The 17,563-nt window shown below is 33.7% G+C and carries 15 protein-coding genes; 7 read left to right on the forward strand and 8 right to left on the reverse strand.

Features of this window, described 5'->3' with window-relative positions; all coding sequences use genetic code 11:
- Positions 1 to 79 precede the first annotated feature (79 nt).
- The 3 genes from J2W48_RS19195 to J2W48_RS19205 all read left to right on the forward strand — a co-directional run bounded on the left by J2W48_RS19195 (position 80) and on the right by J2W48_RS19205 (position 4,001).
- Complete coding sequence (locus J2W48_RS19195) at positions 80 to 1,216, forward strand: hypothetical protein (RefSeq protein ID WP_310283406.1); 1,137 nt, start codon at positions 80 to 82, stop codon at positions 1,214 to 1,216.
- Positions 1,176 to 3,506, forward strand: a complete 2,331-nt coding sequence (locus J2W48_RS19200; RefSeq protein ID WP_310283407.1) for a hypothetical protein — start codon at positions 1,176 to 1,178, stop codon at positions 3,504 to 3,506. The genes J2W48_RS19195 and J2W48_RS19200 overlap by 41 nt, the downstream gene beginning before the upstream one ends.
- A 117-nt stretch (positions 3,507 to 3,623) precedes the next feature.
- The gene (locus J2W48_RS19205) at positions 3,624 to 4,001 is read left to right on the forward strand and encodes a hypothetical protein (protein ID WP_310283408.1); all 378 of its coding nucleotides are present in this window, start codon (positions 3,624 to 3,626) and stop codon (positions 3,999 to 4,001) included.
- A 201-nt stretch (positions 4,002 to 4,202) separates the two neighbouring features.
- Here J2W48_RS19205 and recG read toward each other — a convergent pair whose 3' ends face one another.
- Positions 4,203 to 6,311 (reverse strand): ATP-dependent DNA helicase RecG, encoded by a 2,109-nt coding sequence (gene recG, locus J2W48_RS19210; protein ID WP_310283409.1) that lies wholly within the window; start codon positions 6,309 to 6,311, stop codon positions 4,203 to 4,205.
- A 202-nt stretch (positions 6,312 to 6,513) separates the two neighbouring features.
- On the opposite strand from recG, the gene J2W48_RS19215 reads away from it, so the two are divergent.
- Positions 6,514 to 7,059, forward strand: coding sequence for a DUF1697 domain-containing protein (locus J2W48_RS19215; RefSeq protein ID WP_310283410.1), 546 nt, complete (start codon positions 6,514 to 6,516; stop codon positions 7,057 to 7,059).
- 63 nt (positions 7,060 to 7,122) lie between these two features.
- Here the strand turns inward: J2W48_RS19215 and J2W48_RS19220 are convergent, their stop codons facing one another.
- From J2W48_RS19220 to gcvT, 6 genes are all read right to left on the reverse strand, one after another.
- The gene (locus J2W48_RS19220; protein WP_310283411.1) at positions 7,123 to 7,989 is read right to left on the reverse strand and encodes a hypothetical protein; all 867 of its coding nucleotides are present in this window, start codon (positions 7,987 to 7,989) and stop codon (positions 7,123 to 7,125) included.
- Between the two features lie 17 nt (positions 7,990 to 8,006).
- Positions 8,007 to 8,825 (reverse strand): 3-deoxy-8-phosphooctulonate synthase, encoded by an 819-nt coding sequence (gene kdsA, locus J2W48_RS19225; RefSeq protein WP_310283412.1) that lies wholly within the window; start codon positions 8,823 to 8,825, stop codon positions 8,007 to 8,009.
- A gap of 299 nt (positions 8,826 to 9,124) precedes the next feature.
- Positions 9,125 to 9,340, reverse strand: a complete 216-nt coding sequence (locus J2W48_RS19230; protein ID WP_310283413.1) for a hypothetical protein — start codon at positions 9,338 to 9,340, stop codon at positions 9,125 to 9,127.
- Positions 9,341 to 9,472: 132 nt separating this feature from the next.
- Positions 9,473 to 10,186 (reverse strand): YebC/PmpR family DNA-binding transcriptional regulator, encoded by a 714-nt coding sequence (locus tag J2W48_RS19235; RefSeq protein WP_310283414.1) that lies wholly within the window; start codon positions 10,184 to 10,186, stop codon positions 9,473 to 9,475.
- 198 nt (positions 10,187 to 10,384) lie between these two features.
- Positions 10,385 to 12,415 carry a S41 family peptidase gene (locus tag J2W48_RS19240; protein WP_310283415.1) on the reverse strand — a complete coding sequence of 677 codons (2,031 nt, stop codon included), beginning with the start codon at positions 12,413 to 12,415 and terminating at the stop codon, positions 10,385 to 10,387.
- 242 nt (positions 12,416 to 12,657) lie between these two features.
- Entirely contained in the window at positions 12,658 to 13,740 is a 1,083-nt protein-coding gene (gene gcvT, locus J2W48_RS19245; protein ID WP_310283416.1) for a glycine cleavage system aminomethyltransferase GcvT, read from the reverse strand.
- Between the two features lie 238 nt (positions 13,741 to 13,978).
- On the opposite strand from gcvT, the gene J2W48_RS19250 reads away from it, so the two are divergent.
- The 3 genes from J2W48_RS19250 (at position 13,979) to J2W48_RS19260 (ending at position 16,260) form a co-directional block, all read left to right on the forward strand.
- Positions 13,979 to 14,836 (forward strand): NAD(P)H-hydrate dehydratase, encoded by an 858-nt coding sequence (locus J2W48_RS19250; RefSeq protein ID WP_310283460.1) that lies wholly within the window; start codon positions 13,979 to 13,981, stop codon positions 14,834 to 14,836.
- Between the two features lie 268 nt (positions 14,837 to 15,104).
- Positions 15,105 to 15,887: a HipA family kinase gene (locus J2W48_RS19255; RefSeq protein ID WP_310283417.1), complete on the forward strand. Its 783-nt coding sequence runs from the start codon at positions 15,105 to 15,107 to the stop codon at positions 15,885 to 15,887.
- Complete coding sequence (locus J2W48_RS19260; RefSeq protein WP_310283418.1) at positions 15,877 to 16,260, forward strand: DUF3037 domain-containing protein; 384 nt, start codon at positions 15,877 to 15,879, stop codon at positions 16,258 to 16,260. The genes J2W48_RS19255 and J2W48_RS19260 overlap by 11 nt, the downstream gene beginning before the upstream one ends.
- A 70-nt stretch (positions 16,261 to 16,330) precedes the next feature.
- On the opposite strand, the gene J2W48_RS19265 is transcribed toward J2W48_RS19260, so the two are convergent.
- Positions 16,331 to 17,431, reverse strand: a complete 1,101-nt coding sequence (locus J2W48_RS19265; protein ID WP_310283419.1) for a pectate lyase family protein — start codon at positions 17,429 to 17,431, stop codon at positions 16,331 to 16,333.
- Between the last annotated feature and the right edge of the window lie 132 nt (positions 17,432 to 17,563).

Consider the following 17,563-nt stretch of genomic DNA (forward strand, 5'->3'; position numbering starts at 1 on the left):
TAGAAGTTGTTTATAAATAATCAATATCCTTACAAATATTAATGTTAATTTTGATTAGAATTTTTAAGTGATCTATTATATGAAGAATATTATTTTTATGTTGCTTTTTGTGGTGTTAAGTTCAGGAAGTTGTGAAAAAGAACATGAAGTTATTAGATCATTTTGTTATTGGAAAACCGATTTGTATTTCCAGAAAGAAGATGATTCTTTGATCAAAAAGATGGGTATAAAACACATGTATGTCCGGTTTTTTGATGTGGATTGGAATCCGTATAGTAAAGAGCCTTTACCGGTTGCTACGATTCGGGATATTAGGCTGAATGAAAGTAATCCTGAAATTACACCCAGTATTTTTATAACAAATGAGGTTGTTCTGCAATCCAACAGGAAACAATTGGATAGCCTGGCAATACAGATTTCCAACCGGGTTCAGCAAATTGGTAATAAAATGAATATTAGCAAAGCAGAATCAATTGCTTATGAAATAGTCTATTCGCAAAATAATCATAGCAAGAAAGATGTTAGGGTACTGAGTTATGATTCGGTAAGATCTGCCGAATTAGCGAAATTAAAAGTTGATTATAAAGAAATTTTAATTGATTGTGACTGGTCAGAAAAATCAAAAGAAAATTATTTTTATTTACTTCAAAAAATAAAGAAAGTATTTCCCACGTCAAAAGTTGCAGCTACTATTCGCCTTTGGCAATATAAATATGCTAAAAAAGCGGGTATCCCACCAGTTGAAAAAGGACTGTTAATGTGCTATAATTTGTCAAAACCAGACGATTTTCAAACCAAAAACTCTATTGGTACAAGTGAAGAACTGGAACAATATATTACACATAATCAATATAAACTTAAATTAGATATTGCTTTGCCGCTTTATAGCTGGGCTGTTCTTTTTAGAGGAAATACTTTTAAAGGTATTTTATCAGATTATGATCAATTACTGAATGATAGTATTAAATTAAAAAAATCAGCATCAAATAAATATATTTTGCAAGACGATATTTTGCTTGGACAAACATATTTGCGAAATGGAGACGAAATCAGGATTGAGAAAATTTCTGATGATGAGCTGGATAAAATGATTTCTATTGTAAAAGATAAAATCCAGATTGACAATCAAACCCGAGTAACATTTTTTTCATTTGATAAAAAAGACATCAACGATTATGGAACCCAAAATATATCAGACTATTATGCGCGTTTTTAGCAGTTTAATTTTAGCCTTTAGCTTTCAGCTTTCTTTTGCCTGTGGATGGAGCATTTCGCCTGAAATCAGCAGATTATCTTTGTTTAAAGCGCAACGTGAAGGGTTTTTTAAATTGACCCCGTTTTATTATTCGGCAGATTCTTATTATGCTACGGATGTCATTTCAAATGCTGATCAGGAATTGAATTGTTTGGAATGGAAGAAAAAGTTAGGTAATCAGATCAACCCTGATGATGTTTATCTTATCTTATATCAGACAGATGCAGAAGTTTTTCAAAGTGCTTATGAGAACAAGACTTTAAAAAAAAATTTTGCTAAAAACACTTTTATTGAAACTTTATTATTACCAAAAAACAAAACTTTTTTAGAGTACATTTTATTTGCCAAAAAAATGGAATATGAAAGAAGTCCGGTTGAAAAATGGGAGTCCTGGAACAATATTGATTCAGGCAGTAATGAAAAAAAATGGCTGGATTTAGAAAATTTTGAACAAAAGATAACTTCTGCAAAAGATGCATTTTTAAAGCAGCGTTATGCCTTTTTAATTTTAAGATATAGTTTTTATGGTCAGGATTCAAATACAGTTATTCGTTTATATGACTCCTGTTTTACTCAAAATAAAAATACGATTTTAGAACCCTGGGCTTTGTATTATAAGTCTTTGTGCATTGAAGATTCAGCTTTGCAGAACTATTTGCTGAGTAAGGTTTTTGCGACTTGTGAAGAAAAGTCTTTTGCCGTTTTACAACATTACAATTGGAAGCTGACCTTAGAAACTTTGGCTTTAGCTAAAAATGATGAAGAACGAAGTGTGATCCTGGCGATAGAAAGCCTGCGAAATCCAGCACCTGATTTAAAAGCAATAAAAGAAATTTATGCATTGAGTCCGAATAGTTTGTATTTGAGTTTTTTGATTGGAAGAGAAATCAATAAACTGGAAGACTGGATTTTTACGCCACAATTTACCAGTGGCGGTCCGTCAGTAGTAGTAAACGGTGAGAATTGGTATGAAGATTATGCTAAAGCAAAGCAAGAAAATTACAGTAAGGATATTTTGTATTTAAGAGAGTTGAAAGGTTTTTTAATTAGTATCCTTGATAAAAGTGCTGGCGAGCAAAAGGATTATCTCACAACAGCAATAGCTCAGCTATGTTTTATTGATGATGAAGTTGATTTAGGAAAAAAATATACCAATATGATTTCCGATAAAGCCAATGCTTCGATACAAATGCAAAAGAATATTCAGCTGGCTTTAATTGCTTTAAAACAGAGTGATCTTCATAACGAAAAAGTTCAGAATCAACTTTTTGAGTATTTTAATGCTGTAGAAAATTTGGTAGAAAGCGACAAAGGTTTGTTCAAAACCCTATACAGTTTATATCGAATTGCCAGCAATGAATTTTTCAAGCAGGGAAATACAGTGTTTGCAGGTTTGTTATTTATGAAATCAGATATTAAAAACGAAGGTGAGTATTCGAGATATAATACCCCTTATTTCTATACCTATATTGGTTATTTTGACCGTCATGCCACTGTAGAAGATATGGATCGGCTGATAGCTTTACAGCAAAAAGAAAATAAAACATCTTTTGAAAAATACATTTGTTCAGGAACAATATCGCCCAATGTAAACTATTATAAAGATTTAAAAGGAACGCTTGCTTTTAGAAATAATAATTTAGAGTTGGCTTATGCTACGTTTTCAAGTATGCCGAAAGATTTCTGGGAGAAGAATTATTCATTTACAAATTATCTGAATGAAAATCCGTTTACACCTAAAATTCTGCAAAAAGCGGAAGAGCGTAAATTTAATTATCGCTTTAACAAATCCGAATTCATTGCAAAGCTTATTCGACTAAAAAGGCAAAATACTGCTGCAAGTAATTTACAATTGGGACATGCTTATTTTAATGTTTCGTATCTGGGAAATTCGTGGATGATGACAGCTTATGACTGGACTTCAGGGGAGTCTTATATTGATTATATTTATGGAGATAACACGGAAGTTGAAAAAAAGTACCAAAGTGGTAATTATTATAATTTGACAATGGCCAGACAATATTATGAAAAAGCTTTAAAAATGTCTAAAAATAATAATGAAAAAGCGTTGGCCAGTTTAATGATTTTCGAATGTGATTATTATAATTATTATGCTGTTCATATCTATTCAGAACAGGAAATTGTTCCTTTTAAGGCAGGGCAGGAGTTGGTGAATTTTTATTCCCTTTATTCAAAAACTGCAAGTTTTAAAAAATATAACTGTCCGCTTTTAGAGTCGTATATAAATTAATTATGTAAACTTATTTGATTGTTAGCTGCAAATTTATAATAGTATGTTAATCATAATGTTTACACAAAAAGGTATATTTTGATTTACAGAAGGTTATCTTTAAGAAAATATAAAAATATGTCAGATAATAACAAAAAGGCGTTTGGAGTTTGGATGGATTCGCACAACGCAACAATCGTTGGAAAAGAAGATGTTGATACAGGAGAATTTATTATACTCGGATATGTAAAAAATGCAGGACCGGATAATAATTCGAATGAAAAAAATGCAAACAATCAGGAAATTAGCCTGACACAAAAATTTTTCAAAGAGATTGCAAGTGTGATGCCCAACATTGATCAAATTCATATAACCGGAACAGGACAAAGCCAGGAACAGTTTATGAAATTTTTAGCCGAAACGCCACAATACAAAAACTCAGTATCAAGTGAAAGTACGTCTAATAAAATGAGTGATGAAAATCTCCTGGAATATATTACGAAATATTTCAATTAAATATTTCAATTAAATATTTCAATAATTATACTATTATCAAGGCTTTAAATAATAATTTAAGGCCTTTCTTTTTAGATTAATATGCGAGCTTTTTTAAGGCTGATTCATATCTTTTAAAAACAAATTACATTCACCAGGCAAAGTCTATTCTTTCGTCTGTCACTGATCCCTTAGCTACAGGGCAAATTATAATAGTATATTTTAACTAATATAATTCCAGATATTTTTTTTCTTCGTCAGTTCAATAAAAACTGTTTTTAGTGTAGCATGTTCCGGTTTTTGTAATGGTGCATCTTCTTTTAAAATTTTCATGGCATAGTTTCTAGCCAAAGCTAAAATATCGCGATCACGTACAATATCTGCAATTTGAAGATTTAAAACACCACTTTGTTGTGTTCCCATTAAATCTCCAGGACCCCGAAGTTTAAGATCGACTTCGGCAATTTCGAAACCATCATTGGTCTGGACCATTGTATCCATTCTGGTTTTACTGTCGGAACTCAGCTTATGGCTTGTCATCAAAATACAATAACTTTGCTCCGCTCCACGGCCTACACGACCACGTAATTGGTGCAGTTGTGATAATCCAAAACGTTCTGCACTTTCGATAATCATAACACTCGCATTTGGAACATTTACACCAACTTCGATTACCGTTGTAGCTACCATAATATTAGTCTTTCCTTCTGAAAAACGTTTCATTTCAGCATCTTTATCTGCTGGTTTCATTTTTCCGTGTAAGATTGAAATTGAATATTGGGGTAACGGAAAATCACGGGAAATGCTTTCGTAACCATCCATTAAGTCTTTAAAATCCATTTTTTCTGATTCCTGAATCAACGGATAAACAATATAAATTTGTCTTCCTTTAGCAATTTCATCACGAAGGAATTTCCAGACTTTTAAACGGTTACTATCATATCTGTGAACGGTCTGAATGGGTTTTCTTCCGGGAGGCAATTCATCAATCACAGAAATATCCAGATCACCGTATAAACTCATTGCCAAAGTTCTTGGAATTGGGGTTGCGGTCATCACCAAAACATGTGGTGGAATTTCGTTTTTCTTCCATAATTTTGAACGTTGTTCCACACCAAAACGATGCTGCTCATCAATAACAGCCAAACCTAAGTTTTGGAATTTTACTTTGTCTTCCAATAAAGCATGAGTTCCAATTAAGATATGTAAGCTGCCATTTTCAAGTTCTTCATGAATAATTTTCCTGGCTGCAGTTTTGGCTGATCCTGTTAGTATTTTAATATTGAGATTTAAGGTTTTGGCTAATTCAGATAATCCTATAAAATGCTGATTGGCAAGAATTTCAGTTGGAGCCATCAGACATGCCTGAAATCCATTATCGATTGCCAGAAGAATGCTTAAAAATGCTACAATAGTTTTTCCGGAACCGACATCTCCCTGCAATAGTCGGTTCATTTGTGCATTGCTGCCCATGTCAGAGCGAATTTCTTTTACGACTCTTTTTTGGGCATTTGTCAGTTTAAATGGTAAATGATTCTGATAAAATTCATTAAAATAGTCCCCCACTTTGGTAAACGGATGCCCTTTTATTTTGTGTTTTCTAATTAAGTTTTTGGTAATTAACTGAAGCTGGATAAAGAATAATTCCTCAAATTTTAAACGGAATTGTGCTTTCGCCAAAGCATCGGTACTTTTAGGAAAATGAATATTAAATAAAGCCGCTTTCTTCGAAATTAATTTCAATTCTTCAATTAGATAAGAAGGAAAAGTTTCGGTAAATAAAGCCTGTGTTTCAATAAACAACTGTTCCATCAATTTATTGATAGTTCGGTTTGAAATTCCTCGGTTCGTTAGGGTTTCCGTTGATGGATAGACAGGCTGCATAGCTGAACGAAGGCTTTTTTCATGTTCAATCAATAATTCTATTTCCGGATGTGCCATACTAAACTGGCTTCCATACAAAGAACATTTTCCAAATACGACACACACTTCATTTAATTTTAAACTCTCGCGAATCCATTTGTGCCCCTGAAACCAGTTCAGGTCAATTTGTCCGGTTTCATCTACGAAAGTGGCAACCAAACGCTTTTTATTTTTAGCAAATTCAACAGTTTTTATGTTGATGATTTTACCTATAATCTGAACTTCGGTTCCTGTATTTTGAAGCTCATTTATTCTATAATAACGTGTTCTGTCAATATATCTGTTTGGAAAAAAATTAATTAAATCCCCATATTTATGGATTCCCAGTTCCTTACGAAGCAGCTGACCACGACTCGGGCCAACACCTTTTAAGTATTCTATAGGGGTTTCAAGGAGATTGTTAGACATTTTTATTTTAGAGAGTTAAATATTAGATTTTTTGGCTTCTTAGATTTTAGAATAAAGAAAATTGAGTATAGGTTTTAGTCTATATTGTATGCTCTTTTCTCTTTCTCAAGCGAAGATAGATTTTAATTAGGAAATTTGAAAATGAGATAATTTGAAAATTAAAGTTTAGAAATAATATCTTTGAAGAATAAAATAATATTAAATGACAACGCACTTAGCACTTTTAAGAGGAATTAATGTTTCAGGACATAACATGATCAAAATGGAAGCTTTAAAAACAATGCTGGAAAATATTGGATTTTCAAATGTTAGGACTTATGTCCAGTCCGGTAATGTTTTTGTAGATTCTGAAGAAGAAAGCGAATCAAAGGTGGGTTTTATGATTAAACAGGAAATTTTTAAGGTTTTCGGACATGATGTCCCTGCAGTTGTGATTGCCAAAACGGATTTAGAAAAATGTTTTAAAAACAATCCTTTTTTAAAAGTAAAAGAAGTTGATACTAAAAAGCTATACGTTGCCTTTATCTCAGTTGCCTTAAAAAGTGAAAATATAAATGACTTAAAAATTAGTCAGTTCAAGCCTGATGAAGCCAGTATTGATGAGAACAGGATTTTTATTAAATATGCCGTAGGAGCTGGAAAAACAAGATTTGATCAAAAATATATTGAGAAAAAATTAAATGTAACCGCTACAATCAGAAACTGGAATACGGTTACTAATTTGTTAAAGATGTTTAATGAGGAATAAAAACAAAAAAGCAGAATCCAAATTTTATATTGAATTCTGCTTTTTAAATTTTTTAGAATATTTCTAGATTTTGAAAATCCCCCCAAAAGCAATGATTCTTTGAAAGAAGAAGAAATCCTGAAAAGCACTATCATCATTACTTGCTGTAGTTCTGATATCCTGCATGTTAATATAACCGCTCTTTAACTCTCCCTGAACATAAAAATGTTTGAAAAAAGTAACATTGATTCCAGCTTTGGCAGATACTCCATAACCGGAAACATGAAAATCATCATGACGATCTTTTCCTAAAAGCTTGGTATTTGTTTTAGGATACAAAATTCCACCTCCAAGACCTTCTGTTAAATTAATTTGTACTTTATCAATATTAGGAAGCCTAAACCATTTCGATACATCATCATGTCTTGAAAATTCCGTGTTTATGTAATTAAGACCGTCAGTATGTTCGTAAGTCAGGAACGTTTTATCAGTAAAATTAACGGGTCTGCTGTTGTAAAATCCATTATGAGGATGTTCAGCTCCATCCACAGATGGTAAATTGATTTCGCCTGTAACATTCGCAATCTGGTCTTGGTTCATCACGTATTTCATGTGATCTACACCAATAGAAATGCTGTAATGATCACTAATAAAATAACCAAGTCTTAAATTTGTCTGCGGAATTGTCATTCGTGCAGGGTTGACATAATCGATATTCCAGCCTTTTGGTTTATCATGTGCAGACATGTTTTCAACGGTAAAATTATAATCTTTACCTCTGAACGTTACGTCAGATTTAGAATAACTTTCTCTGTTGCCTCCCCATGAAATAAAGAACTTACCCTTATTGTGTGCTGTATATTTATCTAGTATTGCGATTTCTTCCTGAGCAAATGTGTTTACAGCAAAACATATTAGAAAAAAAGGCAAGAATGAAAATTTATTTTTCAATTATTGAATGTAAAAAATTAGAATGAATTAACAGTTTTTCTTATCGCCACCAATTTGGTCATTAAACCTTCAAAATAGTCTAAATGCAACATATTGGCACCATCACTTTTTGCATTAGCTGGATCAAAATGCGTTTCGATAAAAATACCGTCAACACCAACAGCAATACCCGCTTTAGCGACCGTTTCAATCATATCAGGTCTTCCACCGGTAACGCCAACAGTTTGATTGGGCTGTTGCAAAGAGTGCGTTACATCCAGAACCGTTGTAGCATATTGTTGCATTGTTGGGATACCTCTGTAATCTACAATCATATCCTGATAACCAAACATAGTTCCACGATCTGTAACCATTACATTTTCGTTGTTACAATCCAATACTTTTTGTACAGCATGTTTCATGCTTTCAGGGCTCATAAATTGTCCTTTTTTCAGGTTAACCACTTTTCCTGTATTAGCGGCTGCTACAACAAGATCAGTCTGGCGAACCAAAAAGGCAGGAATTTGTAAAACATCTACATATTGGGCAGCCATATCAGCATCTTCGTTGGTATGAATATCTGTTACGGTTGGAACATGAAAAGTTTCTGAAACTTTTCTTAAAATCTTTAATGCTTTTTCATCGCCAATTCCTGAAAAACTATCAATTCTGGAACGGTTGGCTTTTTTAAACGATCCCTTAAATACATAAGGAATCTGAAGTTTGTCGGTAATACCAACTAATTTTTCAGCAATTCTGAGAGCCATTTCTTCTCCTTCAATAGCGCAAGGTCCCGCCAGTAAAAAGAAATTTCCACTTTCAGTATGCTTAATTTGTGGAATATGCTGTAAGTTCATATGTGTGTTTTTTTGACAGTGCAAAGATAGTTATGAATTACGATTTAAAGTTGCAGATTTAAGATTATTTTAAGAAGCTAATCGTGCTATTCATCTCGTCTTTTTCTCTGAATTCTTTTTTCTTGATCTTTGAAGGAGCTTCTGGCGGCCGCCTTGTAATGACTTGAAAAAACAGGCTTTCTCAAAAAAGGATTTCCGTTTCTATCTGGGCTGGGCTTTAGGGGAATCACAGTTTTTTACAACTTTATTTCAAAAGAATTTTCTATAAAAGAATAAAGCCTTAAAAAAGGCTTTAATAATTATCTTTTTTGCTGACCAGGAGCATATGCTTTTGCACTTTTGCTTCCTGACTTTTTTTTAGCCTGACCCGGTGGTGTTTTTTTTGAATGATGTGAATGGGAATGCTTACGGGGATGTGAATTTGAATTTTGAACGCTACAGCCTAAAAAGCTGGTAATTAGAAACAAAAGCACCATAATGATTACGGCAATTTTAAGGTATTTAGAGTTTTTCATCAAATTATTTTTGTTTTGGAGTACAAATATATGGGTTATTAAAAGATTAGCATGTTTTCTAAATTTGTTTAAAATCATTATAAACAAAAAAGCCCTGAAAATACAGAGCTTTGATATTTTAAAGGCAGAAAATTATTCTTCTTTCATTGTATGATAAACGTTCATCACGTCATCATCTTCTTCAATTTTTTCAATTAGTTTTTCAACATCAGTGATTTGAGCTTCTGTCAATTCTTTGGTAATTTGCGGAATACGTTCAAAACCTGAAGATAAAATTTCAAGACTTCTGTTTTCCAGTTCTTTCTGTAAAGCACCAAAACTTCCAAAAGGAGCATAGATTAAGATTCCGTCTTCATCTTCAAAAACTTCTTCGGCACCAAAATCAATTAGTTCTAATTCTAATTCTTCAGGATCTAGATTTCCTTTTGCAATTCGGAAATTACAAGTATGGTCAAACATAAATTCAACAGAACCCTGGGTTCCCATTGTTCCGTTGCATTTATTAAAATAACTTCTAATGTTAGCAACCGTTCTGTTATTGTTGTCAGATGCTGTTTCAATCAAAATTGCAATTCCGTGAGGGGCATATCCTTCAAACAAAATTTCTTTATAGTTGGCGGTATCTTTATTACTTGCATTTTTTATAGCGCGCTCAACATTGTCCTTAGGCATGTTAGCCGCTTTTGCATTTTGAATTACAGCTCTTAATCTGGAATTGGCATCTGGATTAGGACCACCTTCCTTAACAGCCATAACGATATCTTTACCAATTCGGGTAAATGTTTTGGCCATTGCTGACCAACGTTTCATTTTTCTTCCTTTTCTAAATTCGAACGCTCTTCCCATTACTGATTTTTTATTTTGAGATGCAAAAATACGGTTATTCCTTATTTTTCCAAACTCAAATTCTATTCTTTTTTAAATTCTGTTTTTTTGATAAATGACAGGTCAATTATTTGAAAGTTTAATAATTTAACTTTTCCATAAATGGCTGAATTTTTTATCTGTTTTTTTAAAGTTGAAAGCTCTAAAAAAATCTAAAATCTATTTAGCCGTATTAAATTCATTAATAATATTGACTGCCTCGTTCAGATAAGGATTGGTTTTCAGGTTGTCAATTTTATATTGATTTATGGTTTTTTCAGTAGGGTATACGCCTAATAAAAACTGATTCACAGTTGAATTATAAACATCCAGCGGATTGTTTTCATCATTAAAGGTGTTGATTTCTGTCCAAAGTGAATTCCTGATTTTTTTCTGTTCAAAAATGGCATCCAAAGTCATTGGAATTTCTGCCTTTGGAATATTAATCATCTGCTCAATTTTCAAGTTAATTTTTTTAATATCATTAAAATAGAAATTATCTGCTAATCTGGCTGAGCTGTTTTTAGCTAATTTATTGATAAGATTTCTTTTTACATATGGTCTGTATTTTAATGTAGTATGAATGCTGTCATTTTTAATGGCAGTTGTATAGCTGCTCTCCTTTGGATAAACTCCTTCATAAAATTCGGGAAGAGTCACATCTGGCTTAACACCAATATATTGGTGACTTTTACCTGTAACCCTGTAAAATTTATTAATTGAAATTTTTAAAAAATCAGTATTTTTATTTTCATCAAGCGAAAGAATAGTCTGCATAGTTGCTTTTCCCAGTGTAGTACTGCCTAATAACAAAGCACGGTTATAATCCTGTAATATTGAGGCAAAAAATTCACTTGCAGAAGCCGTGTTATTATTAATTAGAATCACAATAGGTCCTTTGTAAATCAAACCTCTGTAGGGGTCCTCTATAACGGATTCCCTTTTTTTATTGTCAACTACAATCGAAATTGGCCCATAATCAACAAACATTCCTGCCAGTCTGATGGCTTCTTCCATTGAACCGCCGCCATTATCAATCAAATCAATAACAAGACCTTTTATATTATCACGCTCTAATTTTATAATTTCCCTGGCGACATCATCTGCACAGCCTTTTCTGCTGTTGCCATCCAGATCGGCATAAAAACTCGGTATTTTGATATAACCGACTTTGCTGTCCTGACCAATGATAAAACTGAAAACCGAATTCTCCTCATCCTTCATCACTTGCTTTTCGATATAAACTTCGAAACTTTTGCCCGAATTTCTTTTCAGCGTAAGCGTAATGCTCTTATTGGATTCTGACATGATCATGGTAGAAATTGATTCCAGTGATGAACATGCTACCTGCAAAGTTTCTTTTTGGTTGGAGATAGAAACAATCTGATCCCCTTTTTTTATTTGTCCGGTTTTAAAAGCAGGCCCGTTTGGATCAATTTCGGCGATGATAATTTCATTTTTTTCATTCAGGTTCACACTCATTCCCAAGGATAAATGTTCTTTGGATAATGAAGCAATAAAACTTGATTTAGAATCATTACTAAAATAGGCTGTATGCGGGTCAAAATAAATACAAAAGAAATTATAGAGCTTTTCCTGTTGTGTATGTTTTGCTTCTAAAAGTGCATCAATTTTACAAATTTCATTAAAGAGAATTGTTTGTCTGGCTGTTGATTCAATAGACTTGAAATGGGTTTTAACAGAATCCAGATTATTTCCTGATTCTGAAATTTCATCCAGAATCTGATAGCGCAGTTTTTTAAGCCAGACTTTTTCTAAATTTTCACTTTTAAGATAAAAGGCAAATGCTTTTTTATAAAACCGAATCGTATCTTTTACACTGTAATCAATTGGCCCTGACTGAATTTTTTCAAGTACCTTTTTTGTGCGTTGAAGTCCTTCGATATATTTGGCATTAATATCAGCAAGAAAACTACAGTCGTTTTTAAGGATTAGGTCATCCAGATTCAGTCGATATTTTTTTGATATTTCATCATATTCTGTTTTTAAAAAAATATTTCTAGATGGATCTAATTCATCAATAAGATTATCAAAAACAAAAACGGATAAGCTGTCATCTACAAGCTTAGGTTTAATATGTTCAGATTGTATAAGGATATTTATTTTATTAAGCGTTTCGCATGTTTCCGCACTATTCTGACTAAATAGAGCAGCTGTTGTCAAAAGAAGTGCGAGGAAATATTTTTTCATAAACAAAAAGTCATCATTTAAATTAAATTTACGTTTATTTTTTTAGAAAAACGTTGGAATTTCCCATAAATAAAACAAACGATTACTTACTTTATTGATGCTTAAAATTTTAGATGCAAATTTCACAATTGAATTTTAAACGGATGCTAATATTAAAATTGATGCTTAAAAAAAATGCATTACACTTTTCAGCGTAATGCATTTGAATATTTTTAAAACATATTGATTCTTACGAATAAAAACTATTTCTTGTAAAAAGGTAATTTTACCACTTTAGCCGGAACATCATTTTTCCTGATTCTGATAAAAATATCGCTGTCAACAGCGCTATGGTTTACTGCAACATATCCCAGACCAATTCCTTTATTCATAGATGGCGACATTGTTCCAGAAGTTACAACTCCGATAGTGTTTCCTGAGGCATCAACAATTTCATAATCATGTCTTGGCACGGCACGTTCCTGCATTTCAAAAGCAATTAATTTTTTAGAAACGCCTTCTTCTTTTTGTTTTTTTAGATTTTCTGAATTAGTAAAATCTTTATTGAATTTCGTAATCCATCCCAAGCCTGCTTCAAGCGGTGAAGTGGTATCGTTAATATCATTTCCATACAAACAGAAACCCATTTCCAAACGCAAAGTATCACGCGCAGCCAGTCCAATTGGTTTGATTCCGTAAGCTGCTCCGGCTTCAAAAACTTTGTTCCAGATCAGTTCTGCTTCACTGTTTTTACAATAAATTTCAAATCCACCAGAACCTGTGTATCCTGTAGCGGAAATAATAACATGCTCGACACCTGCAAAATCAGCTACTTCAAAATGATAATAGGCAATGGCAGATAAATCTATCGATGACAAAGACTGCATGGCTTCAACGGCTTTTGGTCCCTGAATTGCCAATAAAGAATAATCATCTGATAAGTTTTTCATTTCAACCCCCAAATCATTATGGGAGGAAATCCAGTTCCAGTCTTTCTCAATATTCGAAGCATTTACAACCAGTAAATACTGCTCTTCTTTCATTTTATACACAATCAAATCATCAACAATTCCGCCATCATTATTGGGCAGGCAGGAATATTGTGCTCTTCCAATGGTTAAGGTCGAAGCATCATTCGAAGTCACTTTCTGAATCAAAGCCAAAGCATTTGGTCCGGTAAGTAAAAATTCTCCCATGTGCGAAACGTCAAAAACGCCTACATTGTTACGAACCGTTTCATGTTCTGCATTAATACCTTCATAAGTAATAGGCATATTATAACCTGCAAACGGAAGCATTTTGGCTCCCAAACCTTCATGTATGTGCGTAAGCGCAGTATTTTTCATTGTATCTTTTTTATAAAATTGTGACGCAAATTTATTCAAAAATTATCATATTTTATACATTCTCATTATTAAATCAATAATTTTAAGGAGCTATTTCCGGCTGTACATTCCAATCTTTTACTTTTTAAAGGAAAAAGCAAAAGGATTTCCATTTCCATCCGGGCTAGGGCTTTTCGGAAAGAACCAACCCTTCATTATCCAATAATTTTATGTAATTTTAAATTATAAAGCCATGAAAATGAAAGCTCCGGTTTTAATTACCAAACAGCAAATCCTAAAGTTTTATAAAAAGGTAAACCCTGAAACACACAAAGGAATTCAGGGACATGCCGTTATTATAGCAGGAAGTTATGGCAAAATAGGAGCAGCGGTTTTATCCTCAAAAGCGGGGCTCAAATCGGGTTGCGGACTCGTTACAGCTTTTGTTCCAAAATGTGGTTATCAGATTCTCCAGATCGCTATTCCCGAAGTTATGGTGGTTACAGATGAATATTCAAATTCTATTGCCAACATAAATTTGCCGTTACTGCCACAAGCTATCGGAATTGGTCCTGGAATGGGGCAGGAGCCTGCCACCCAAAAAGCAATGCTTCAATTCATAAAAACTAATAAAACACCTGTTGTTATAGATGCCGATGGACTGAATATTCTGGCTCAAAATGAGTCATGGCTTCAATTGTTACCTGAAAAAACAATCCTGACACCACATCCGAAAGAACTCGAACGCTTAATCGGTAATTGGAATTCGGATTCCGAAAAATTTCAAAAAACAATCGATTTTTCCAAAAAATACAAAGTCATTATCGTTATGAAAGGTGCACCAACATTCATTATCAATAAAAATAAGATCTTTCAAAATACCACCGGAAACGCTGCATTGGCAACAGCAGGAAGCGGTGATGTCCTCACCGGAATCATCACCAGTTTACTTGCACAAGGCTACGAACCTGAACAGGCCTCACAATTAGGCGTCTATCTTCACGGACTAACAGCGGATATTGCCTTACCGGAAAAAGGATATCAATCTTTTATAGCTTCCGATATTATAGAAAATCTGGGCAAAGCATTTTTATCATTAGACCCCTTAAAATTTTAGACTTCTTCAATTTTTGGATTTTTTAATTGTTAGAATTTACAGACAACGTTCATCTCGATCTTTTGGGGCAAATCTTACTAGTATTTGACATTTTATTCAACAATCAATAGTCACATAACCCCAATGATTCTTTTCTGAATAACAAATGAAATTTATAAACAGAATTGCGATTTATTTACACCAATAATTTTCAACAATCTAAAAATCTAATTTTCTAAGAAGTCTAAAATTCTAAATTAGTAAGTTTGTATTCCAGTAAACATTCTTTATGATAAATAATTTCAATCTCAGAGCGGTAAATGTCACGCGTTATATTACACCTTTACGCGAGGGTGGTTCTTTGCCTGCTTTGGCGGAAGCCGATGACGATTTTAAATATGTCCTGAAATTTAAAGGTGCCGGTCATGGTGTAAAAGCTTTGATTGCCGAATTGGTAGGCGGACAAATTGCCAAAGCATTACAGTTACAGCTTCCAGAATTAGTTTTTGCTAATCTTGACGAAGCATTTGGAAGAACTGAAGCCGATGAGGAAATTCAGGATTTACTACAGGGAAGCCAGGGACTGAATCTGGCACTTCATTTTTTATCAGGTGCGATTACTTTTGACCCTGTTGTGACAACTGTTGACGCTAAATTAGCTTCGCAGATTGTTTGGCTGGATGCTTATATTACCAATGTAGATCGTACGTTCAAGAATACCAATATGCTGATCTGGCACAAAGAATTATGGCTGATTGATCATGGTGCCTGCCTGTACTTTCACCATTCCTGGAACAATTGGGAGCAGCATGCCAAAAGTCCGTTTGCATTGATAAAAGATCATGTTTTACTGCCTCAGGCCTCGCTTTTAAAAGAAGTCGATACCGAATTCAAAACGCTTTTAACCAATGAAATTCTGGAAAAAATTGTAAATACAATTCCGCTCGAATGGCTGCAATGGGAAGATACTGACGAAACGCCGGAAGGCTTGCGAAATGTATATTTGCAGTTTTTGCAGACCCGATTAAATCATTCCGAAATCTTTGTAAACCAGGCCCAAAATGCAAGATAGTCACTTATATGAGTATGCCGTGATTCGCGTGGTGCCAAGAGTCGAGCGTGAAGAATTCCTGAATATCGGAATCATTATGTTTTGCAAAAGAGCAAAATTTATAAAGGTTTTGTATCACATAAACGATGCTAAAATCGAAGCCCTTTCCAATGATTTTGATATCGAACAATTGCATTGCAATGTTACCGCACTCAAAAAAATTGCTAACGGGGCCAAAGATGGGGGACCAATTGCCGAAATGGATATTCCATCACGTTTTCGATGGCTCACAGCTATTCGGAGTTCAGCCATACAAACTTCAAGACCACATTCCGGATTATGTCAGGATCTCGAAAAAACCATACAACGTTTGTTTGAAGAGCTGGTTTTATAAAAAAAACCACGAACTACACTATTAAAATAGATATAATTCGTGGTTAATACAACTAATAAATATTCCTCAATTAGAAAGAACCACAGATATTACCTGAAAAAGTTGCACCAGCTCCTGCAGTGACATCTGATTTAACAGCAGTAGCCAGCAATGTTATAATAGAATATGGAGGCGTAAAAGCAGTATTGCTACCCAATTGATTTCCAGTAGTATTGAGAAAAGAATTTCCAACAGCAGTAACGGCCGTATAGCCTGTCATTAAATCAATTGGTGTTTTAACGTTTTCAAAAACGTTGTTTTCTACACGAATATTAGCTTCAAAACCTGCTGCAACACATTTATTGCTAACAGAACTATTAAAGTAATTATTGATTAAATGTACTTTTCCAAAACGTACTCGTGGCATTCTTTCCTTACAACCTGAGGCCCACCAGCAACGGGCAAATGTAATTCTCAGCTTTCCACGATCTGCAGTAGCACCATCGCTTGAACCAATTAAATTTGAATACCTGTGATCGTCAGATCCGCCTGGACCACCGGCTTTTGGAGCTTTTAAATAACCGAATTTTGAATACGAAACGGTGATGTAATCCGATTTGTTTTTGATGTCAAAGTTTCCATCAACACCATCCCTGAATTCGCAATGGTCAACCCATACGTTTTGGCAATCATCCAGAATGGCATTATCCCAACCGTCCGTATCATAAGCACCAGGTCCTTCAAAAATAAGATTTCTGATGATTAGATTTTTACATCTCTTGATATTGATGATTCCCGAACCGTCTTTGGTTTGATTGGTAGAAACCAATTTGGCACCACTGGTACCGTAAATAGTTTTTCCGGTTTGATCCTGCAAAGTTAAGCGGGTAGTAACAGTAATAGTACCGGTTACTTTGATTACTTTTACAGCACTGTTTTCAATAGCTGCTTTTAATTGGGCATAAGTGGTCACTGTGGTTTCTGTAGAAGTTCCTCCTCCTGTTGTTCCTCCGTTTTGTGATGCCCAACCCGGAACTTCAGAACAGTTTCCTACTTTTGCTGTCAGATTTTGAGAGGTAATTACAGCACTGCTTTCGTCATTTTGAACACTAGCGATTTCTTCTGTATTACAACTTGTAAAACCGAAAACCAATGTTGCAAGCAACACCGATAATTTTAATTTGATTTTCATAATTTTGATTTTGGGATTATTTTATTTTAATAAGGCAAAATAATTCATAAAAAAGCAATTAAAAGTTGAACAAGTTCAATATTTGTATTAAAATTTTGTTTTTTTAATTATTTATTATTTATTTTTTTACAT

This window comes from Flavobacterium piscis (assembly GCF_031457575.1).
Classification (GTDB): domain Bacteria; phylum Bacteroidota; class Bacteroidia; order Flavobacteriales; family Flavobacteriaceae; genus Flavobacterium; species Flavobacterium piscis_A.

Coding starts and splice junctions, on each gene's coding strand:
- J2W48_RS19195 (WP_310283406.1), top strand. CDS start 80: ATGAAGAATATTATTTTTATGTTGCTTTTTGTGGTGTTAAGTTCAGGA.
- J2W48_RS19240 (WP_310283415.1), bottom strand. CDS start 12,415: ATGAAAAAATATTTCCTCGCACTTCTTTTGACAACAGCTGCTCTATTT.
- gcvT (WP_310283416.1), bottom strand. CDS start 13,740: ATGAAAAATACTGCGCTTACGCACATACATGAAGGTTTGGGAGCCAAA.
- kdsA (WP_310283412.1), bottom strand. CDS start 8,825: ATGAACTTACAGCATATTCCACAAATTAAGCATACTGAAAGTGGAAAT.
- recG (WP_310283409.1), bottom strand. CDS start 6,311: ATGTCTAACAATCTCCTTGAAACCCCTATAGAATACTTAAAAGGTGTT.
- J2W48_RS19230 (WP_310283413.1), bottom strand. CDS start 9,340: ATGAAAAACTCTAAATACCTTAAAATTGCCGTAATCATTATGGTGCTT.
- J2W48_RS19205 (WP_310283408.1), top strand. CDS start 3,624: ATGTCAGATAATAACAAAAAGGCGTTTGGAGTTTGGATGGATTCGCAC.
- J2W48_RS19265 (WP_310283419.1), bottom strand. CDS start 17,431: ATGAAAATCAAATTAAAATTATCGGTGTTGCTTGCAACATTGGTTTTC.
- J2W48_RS19200 (WP_310283407.1), top strand. CDS start 1,176: ATGGAACCCAAAATATATCAGACTATTATGCGCGTTTTTAGCAGTTTA.
- J2W48_RS19250 (WP_310283460.1), top strand. CDS start 13,979: ATGAAAGCTCCGGTTTTAATTACCAAACAGCAAATCCTAAAGTTTTAT.
- J2W48_RS19235 (WP_310283414.1), bottom strand. CDS start 10,186: ATGGGAAGAGCGTTCGAATTTAGAAAAGGAAGAAAAATGAAACGTTGG.
- J2W48_RS19260 (WP_310283418.1), top strand. CDS start 15,877: ATGCAAGATAGTCACTTATATGAGTATGCCGTGATTCGCGTGGTGCCA.
- J2W48_RS19255 (WP_310283417.1), top strand. CDS start 15,105: ATGATAAATAATTTCAATCTCAGAGCGGTAAATGTCACGCGTTATATT.
- J2W48_RS19215 (WP_310283410.1), top strand. CDS start 6,514: ATGACAACGCACTTAGCACTTTTAAGAGGAATTAATGTTTCAGGACAT.